General features: G+C 40.0%; 4 protein-coding genes. All 4 read right to left on the bottom strand.

The window, feature by feature from the left end; all coding sequences use genetic code 11:
* On the bottom strand, nucleotides 1–3450 hold a 3450-nt coding region (locus HX062_RS05010; RefSeq protein WP_286466625.1), incomplete at its 3' end, for an MBG domain-containing protein.
* 602 nt (nucleotides 3451–4052) lie between these two features.
* Nucleotides 4053–4781, bottom strand: a complete 729-nt coding sequence (locus HX062_RS05005; protein WP_286466623.1) for a toxin-antitoxin system YwqK family antitoxin — start codon at nucleotides 4779–4781, stop codon at nucleotides 4053–4055.
* A 37-nt stretch (nucleotides 4782–4818) separates the two neighbouring features.
* A complete protein-coding gene (locus HX062_RS05000; RefSeq protein WP_286466622.1) occupies nucleotides 4819–5874 on the bottom strand; it encodes a leucine-rich repeat domain-containing protein in 1056 nt (351 codons plus the stop codon).
* Complete coding sequence (locus HX062_RS04995) at nucleotides 5841–6377, bottom strand: PH domain-containing protein (protein ID WP_182626382.1); 537 nt, start codon at nucleotides 6375–6377, stop codon at nucleotides 5841–5843. The genes HX062_RS05000 and HX062_RS04995 overlap by 34 nt, the downstream gene beginning before the upstream one ends.
* Nucleotides 6378–6882 lie beyond the last annotated feature (505 nt).

Below are 6882 nucleotides of genomic sequence, written 5' to 3'. Positions count from 1 at the left end.
ATCAGTTGCTCCATAGGCTTTGGTTTGCGTTTCCGCCGTTACCGTTAAGATCGCTTCGGTTATCGTAAAATCGGCCCCTTCATACACCAGAGTATAATTGGTATTTGCTGCTAAACTACCTTGATTAATCGCATAGGTACCCACAGACTCTCCTGCCTGACGAGCAAGCTGTCCAGTTATTACCTGTGTGGCTTGATCTCCGTTTTGTAATCCCGTAACTTCATAAGTTAAGGTAGGATCAGTTGCTCCATAGGCTTTGGTTTGCGCATCTGCAGTTACGGTTAAGATCGCCTCCGTTATCGTAAAATCAGCGCCTACAAAAGTAAGCTCATAATTAGGCCCTGCAGTTAGATTTGTTTGTTCTAAGGGATAAGTTCCTACAGCCTCTCCAGCAGCTCTCCCCAGTCCAGTGACTATACTAGCGTCATCCTCATACTGCAATCCATCCACATCAAACGTAAATACAGGATCTGGATCACCATATGTTTTCTGTTGATTCGCCTCTGCCGTAATCGTCAACAGAGCCTTATTGACCGTTAAGGTAAAAACGACATCTGCAGCAGGTACATATTGTACATTTCCTCCTTGACTCGCTGTAATACGCGTTGTACCAGCTCCTTTAATGACCAATTGCCCTTGTTCAAAAACAGCTACTGCTTCGTTTTCAACCTGATAGCTCAACGGCAATCCACTATCCGATGCACCAGTAACAAAAGGCAGATCTCCATAGTTTTTACTAAGGTCTGAGACTGTAATCACTTGGGTATCCGTTGGTGCTTGGGTAGTAAAAGTCAGAGGACCATATAAAGGACCACAAGGTTGAGCTTGTATATACACATCATAGGCGGTATACCCGCGTAAGCTGCTGAATCCGTAGGAATGTCCTACTCCTTCAACAACGATTCCTGTTCCTTGTTCAAACCCCCTTAATCCATATTCTATCGTAAAGGACGAAGCGGCTGAAGTAATCTGTAAGGTCGATCCTTCTGTTTCCGTAACCGCTACCGATGCATTCGCAATACTATGAGGCGGTATAACAGTAACGACAACTTCTTCTCGTATCGCTTTACATCCCGTTTCAAAAATCCAGTTGTAATAGCCCATATAATAAGAAAGCTGGTATTCATTGCCTGTAATAGAAGCTACTGCTGAGGAATAAGGATAGGACGCATCAGCTGTATTTCTAAGAATACCATCGACTGGTAAATTGGTCTCTATGGTGTAGTCTCCTGGTTCGAATAGAATATTAATAGGAACGACTTGTTTTTCTGTTCTTAAATCACCCACTGTGGTATAATTGATCTCCCCTATGGTGGCCCCTGTTCCTCCTCTTTGTACAAATTTCATTTCACCATATTGTCCAGCCGTAGTAGGATAAATATCAATACTCTTTAATACGGTTGGTTCTAAAATAGTAAAATACACCCCCCAATCCGTAGCCCAATTATTTCTTGACGGACCTACTTCTTCAGCATCTAAAGGACCAGTTGGAATTGTAGCCGTGTCAGGGGTAACAACTTGATACCAAAAGGAAGAAGTAGCTGATACTGTAGTGGTATAGGTATTTCCGGTGTGTATTGGCGTTGTGGCTGTTTCGGAATCATACCAATTGACGATTCCTTGCGTGTCCACTTCTAAAGTAACTGCACGAGAACCACAGAACGATAAATCTGTAGGATCTGTTGTTAATTCATATTCAGGATAATCACATAAGGTCGTAAAGGCTACCTTGCTCCAAGCACTTTCATCTGTTGTACTACAAAGGGATTGAATGTAAACAAGATAATCTGTTTCAATCGCTAATCCCGTTATCGTTTCTGATAAATTAGTTGTAGTTAGCGTACGAACTAACCCTGTAGCATCACCTGGACGCCCACTTGTTCTAACTTCAATTTTGTATCCCAAAGCAGGTGGATCTCCTTGTATCGGAGCATCCCAAACCACATGGGCCGAATTTTTAGTAACTCGTTGTACGCGGCTATCTAGTGGTCGAAAACAGGTAGGTGTAGGTATAATTTCAATCCTATAATCCTCCGTTTCTCCATAAATATGGGCCAGTCTACAAGGATCTAAATCAGCCCCAGGTTTATTGTGATGGTATTGTACTCTTAGTCGGTATAGACCCGGTTGTACAGTTGCAGGAACAGTAAAACTTGGAAAATCAACCGTGGTACTCGGTGATATCGTATTGCCAATTACACTCACTTGCTCATTGGCATCAAAAACAAGATTATTATTATAGTCGATCCAAATCGCAGCTCCGTGAAGTCCAGATCCTCTTCCACTAGTCAAAGAAGCTACGTAGGCTTCCCCTAGATCTAATACGGCAGGCTCAACTGTTCCAGCATAATTCTTATAGCCAGCTGTTCCTTCAGAAGGAACAGAATTGTTATTTAGATTGGACAGTGTAAAATTTAGAATCTCATCTGGATTATTTGTAGCTCCTGTCGGTATGCAATATCCTGTTCTAAATCGAAAAGGCCCTGCCCAGGTACTTACTCCATCTACAGCACCACAATCCCGGCGTACATAATAGTCGTAATCCCTATCAGCGGTTAGGCCCGTAAGTGTACCTCCATTAGCAAAACCAGGTACTAAAGTTCCAGCTGTTGCAACGGCAAAGTTTCGGTCTCCCCATTTGATATCAAACGCATGACCTGGACTGTTCCAGGTTAACTCCACACTTGTTGCCGTCAAATTCTGAATGCCTAAATCTACTGGTTTTCTACATGTGGGCGTAATTTCACCGGATAAAGCAAAAATATTTAAAAATCCACTTGTTGAACTTGTTTTAATAACAGCCACTTGTTGAATGATCTTATCTTGATTCACCATGTCAATATCAATGGCAACTTGAAATAGCTTAGGATTCGTTGTATTATTATCTGGATTTTCGCTTCCAGAACGAGGAACTCTTCCAATTCCCATAATGGCAATTGCCGGTGTCCCTCGATCATACCAATCGGGAACAGATTGTGTAGCAAAAGCTTGTTGCGTTCCATCTGTAAAAGTAATTGTTCCCGTAAACGTTGAAACGGAACTACCCGAAGTGGCTAAAATATAGAGTATACTTAGCTTCTGTGTAGTTTGAACAGTTAAAGTACCTGTTCCATTATCCGCATTAATCTTTAAGCTGTTCTTTTTATCGTAATCCGCTAGTTGAAAAGTCAATCCAGGCGTAGCTGTAGCAATAGAATGAATTAATCCATTTTCTGGTAGTCCTACCGTAGCATCGGGGTAATTCTTACTCATAAACGCATTATTCGCACCAGAATTTGTTGCATCAACCGCTGCAGTAGTATAAGTCGATGCAGGCCGATCCTCTGCAATAACATCTTCATTAAAACCAGAGGTAATCGCTAAAGGAGTATAACTTTGCCCTTGGGTTAGCTGTGCCGATAAAAGCATACCAAGTAGAAAACATGTTAAAAGTAATTGTTTATTCATCATCGTTCGTTTAGTTCATCCTGTAAATCTCCAACTTAGCTAGGCCAATCCTTTGAGCCGTTACTAAGTAAAAAACAGCTATAATCTGACTCTGATCTAGTCTGAATCTGGGCGACGATTGGACGTGAAAAACCAAATAAAAAAGCCCTTGTAAACGCCATTTTTGCTTCATTCTATGTTCTAGTTAAGGGGTTAAAAATCGCATTCTTCGTTTTATATGTAGTCAACAAAGAACACAATTGAGAACAAGGTATTTCATTTTGTTAAAACAATGCTAATTTAGGGGGTGGACAAATAGGGGACATTTGTCAATACCAAACACAATAAATTGATTTTAAGGTAGATACGTATTTTTAAAAAGAAGATATTCTAAACCTAATACAAATACTTATTGTTACAAAAACCTGAATTTACTCTGTAATTGCTAAAAAAATCTTGATCTGATGATCAGAATCATAAAAAAAACGCGTAAAAACGCGTTGTAAAAAAAAGTAAAATAACTAGATATTAGGCCTAAAAAAATAGAAAATCAAAAAGCTTTTTTATAAAGAAAAAACATGACTTCTATAAAAATCAATTAATCCAATTCTTGTACAGTGACACCCCTATTCCTTTTTGCTACTCTCCTTCAGTATCCCATCGACATAGGTTGCCTCTCCGATCAATTGTGCATCAGCATCATATCCCCTAACTATCCCATCTAATACTCCATCCTTATAGCTCGCTTCTCCTGATCGTTGTCCGTTCTTGTGATATTCCGTGCTCACTCCATCTAATTTCCCGTTGCTATAATGCGTTTCAACGGCTAGTTGTCCGTTTTCATAGTATCCTCTCGTTACGCCATCTTCTAGTCCATCCTTAAAATTTGTTTCCAGCATTAGTTGTCCCGTTTCGGTATACTTTTTACTACCGCCATGCAGTTTTCCCGCTTTAAAGCTTGCATCAATGGCAACTTGTCCGGTAGTATAATACTCTTTCTTGTTTCCGTCTACCTTTCCTTTCTTATACGTGGTTTCCATAAGGAGGTGTCCCTGTGGGTCATACTCCTTCATAATTCCCTCTCGTTCACCCTGCGCAAAGTTGACTTCTACTCTTAGCTGTCCATCTGCATAATAGCGCTTGCTAATGCCCTCCAACTTACCATGGCTATACTGTTCCTCTACCTCTACTTGTCCATTTGCGTGATAACTCCTAGCAATTCCAGCAAATGCTTTGGTTGCCTTTTTTTCATAGGTCACTCCATTGCGAACTTCAAGGTCGTCTATACGCCCTTCTTTTTTACCGCAACTCAGGCATACTATCACAAGTAATACAATGCTTAACGCTCTTTTCATCTTTTTGTTTTTTATGTTCTTTGTCTTTGCGCTTCGATTAAAAACGGCTCTTGTTGTGTCCTCTTCCGACAATTTTCAGTTGAGGTAGTTGTCGTTGCAAATGATCAAGCTCTTCTTCTGCTAGATAATTAGCAACTATATTCAATTCTTCTAAGCTGTGCAGTTGAAAAATAGTGGGTGGTAAATAATCCAACTTCATCCACGCGATCGTCAGTTTCTTTAGCTTATGAAAGCGATCAAAAATATCAGGTAGAGAATTTTTCTTTCCCTCAAAGGCTATTCGCTCTTTTTGGTTCTTCGGATACCAACTGCTGATATCCAATGTTTCCAATTCACTCAGCTGACATACTTGTTCCAAAACTTTTGAAAAAAGGGCGAATTTAGGTCTTAATTGTCCTTGTACTGTTTCTCCATTTATCTCGAGATGGCGCAGGTTCAATAGGCCTGATAAGGAGGGAAAATCACTTAAATACGTCATAGAACACCTGATCTTTAACACCTTTAATTGAGCAAGCCTATTGATTTCTTCACTTAATTCAGAAAAATTACACAGCGTCAAGTCCAATTCTTCTAACTGGGTCATTTGATATACAAAATCAGGCATGGGAATAGGCAACTCTCCTTCTGGAGCATAATAGAGTGACAACGAGGTAACAGCTGCATCCTTCAATGTCACTGGTGCGTGTAACAGCGCTTGATCACTTAATTTTATCGTCTTTAATTGGCTGAGCTCCGTTACACTTTCAGGTAAAGAACAATTGGTATTTATTTCTTCCAACTGCTGTAAATGAGCGAGATCATCTAGGGTATAAGGCTCTTTCGTGGCGATAGTAAGCCTTTTTACCCGAGGAAATTTCGTTAGATCAACCTGAAAGGCAGCGGCATTGTCAATAGACAAATCCTCTATTTCATTCAAATAAGGTTCCTGATATAAATCTGCTGTTGGTTTGCTAAAGACAACCAGTGCTTTGCAACCTGGCGTATAGGTATAGGTATGTTTTTTCATGGCGTTTACTCTTGTTTTGGGTCTTGGTCGTAACACTCGTTCATCCTGCTCTTTTACTTGAGTTTTTCCTGCAACAACTCCATCCATTTTGTGCGATCATTTACCACAAAACGACACGTTTGATCCGCCAAGATCACCTTTACCCCATTGTCGATCAACCCCATAGTTTTGCATGGTTTGATATGCTGTATATCAGCAAAAGCAATGCGGACCGTTTTTTTCGTAAAATTAAATTTATGAGAGTGGAACAGTAAATAGTCTTGGGTGATGCCTAATTTTCCTCCAATAGCCTGTCGGTTTAAAAATAAATTGGCAACACCATAAGCTTCCAAGACTTCACCTTCTTCTAAAGGTAAATCTAATTGAAGTAAAACTCCTTTGGTCATCTTCTTCAAAAAGAAGTAAAATACCAAGGAGAAAAATACACCAAACAGCACACCTTTTACCAAATAATAGTACCACGCTTCCAGGCTTCGGTCAAATAACCAATCCATTAGCACTCCCAAAAGGATATAGCCTATAATCACAAGGCTTACAATCTTAGTTGCGTCTTTTTTGCTTACGCCTAAAGCATCTTCTCCTATCTTCATAGTTTTTCGTTAAATAGTGCTTAAAGATACGGATAAAACACATGGTCAACCAATTTCTAGCAGTTGATACTAGGAAGGAAAGTAAAATTTGCATTTTATAGGCAGAGGCTCAAGAGGGGGCAAAGATAGGGGCTGTCTAAAAAGCCTAAAAAACAGAATCCCGCCTTTTGTAGACGGTTTTTTTTATTGTTTGTCCCGATCACGCGGACCCCCAATCGTGCGGATTTTTGTTTTTACATGAATTTAGACGAAAAAGAAGTGTTTAGTTTCTTGTAGTAAATCGGTAAAGGGTGTTGGGATTTGTTCGGGTCTTGTTCGAGTCATGTTCGAGTCAGCTTCGGTAAATCGGGCTTAAACCCCCGTAAATACGAAGGTTTATCGAAGAAGACCCGAACAAAACTAAAACAAAACCAAATAAACAACTGAAAAACAGTTATTTGTGTTGTTTATTGAAGGAAAAACAAACCCTTTTGTGCTTTTTTGCCCAATAATGGACAAACACGGA

The sequence above is a fragment of the Myroides sp. DF42-4-2 genome (assembly GCF_030326445.1).
Taxonomy (GTDB): Bacteria; Bacteroidota; Bacteroidia; order Flavobacteriales; family Flavobacteriaceae; genus Flavobacterium.
The sequence above is the reverse complement of the archived record's forward strand: the minus strand, read 5'-3'. Positions and strand labels throughout refer to the sequence as shown.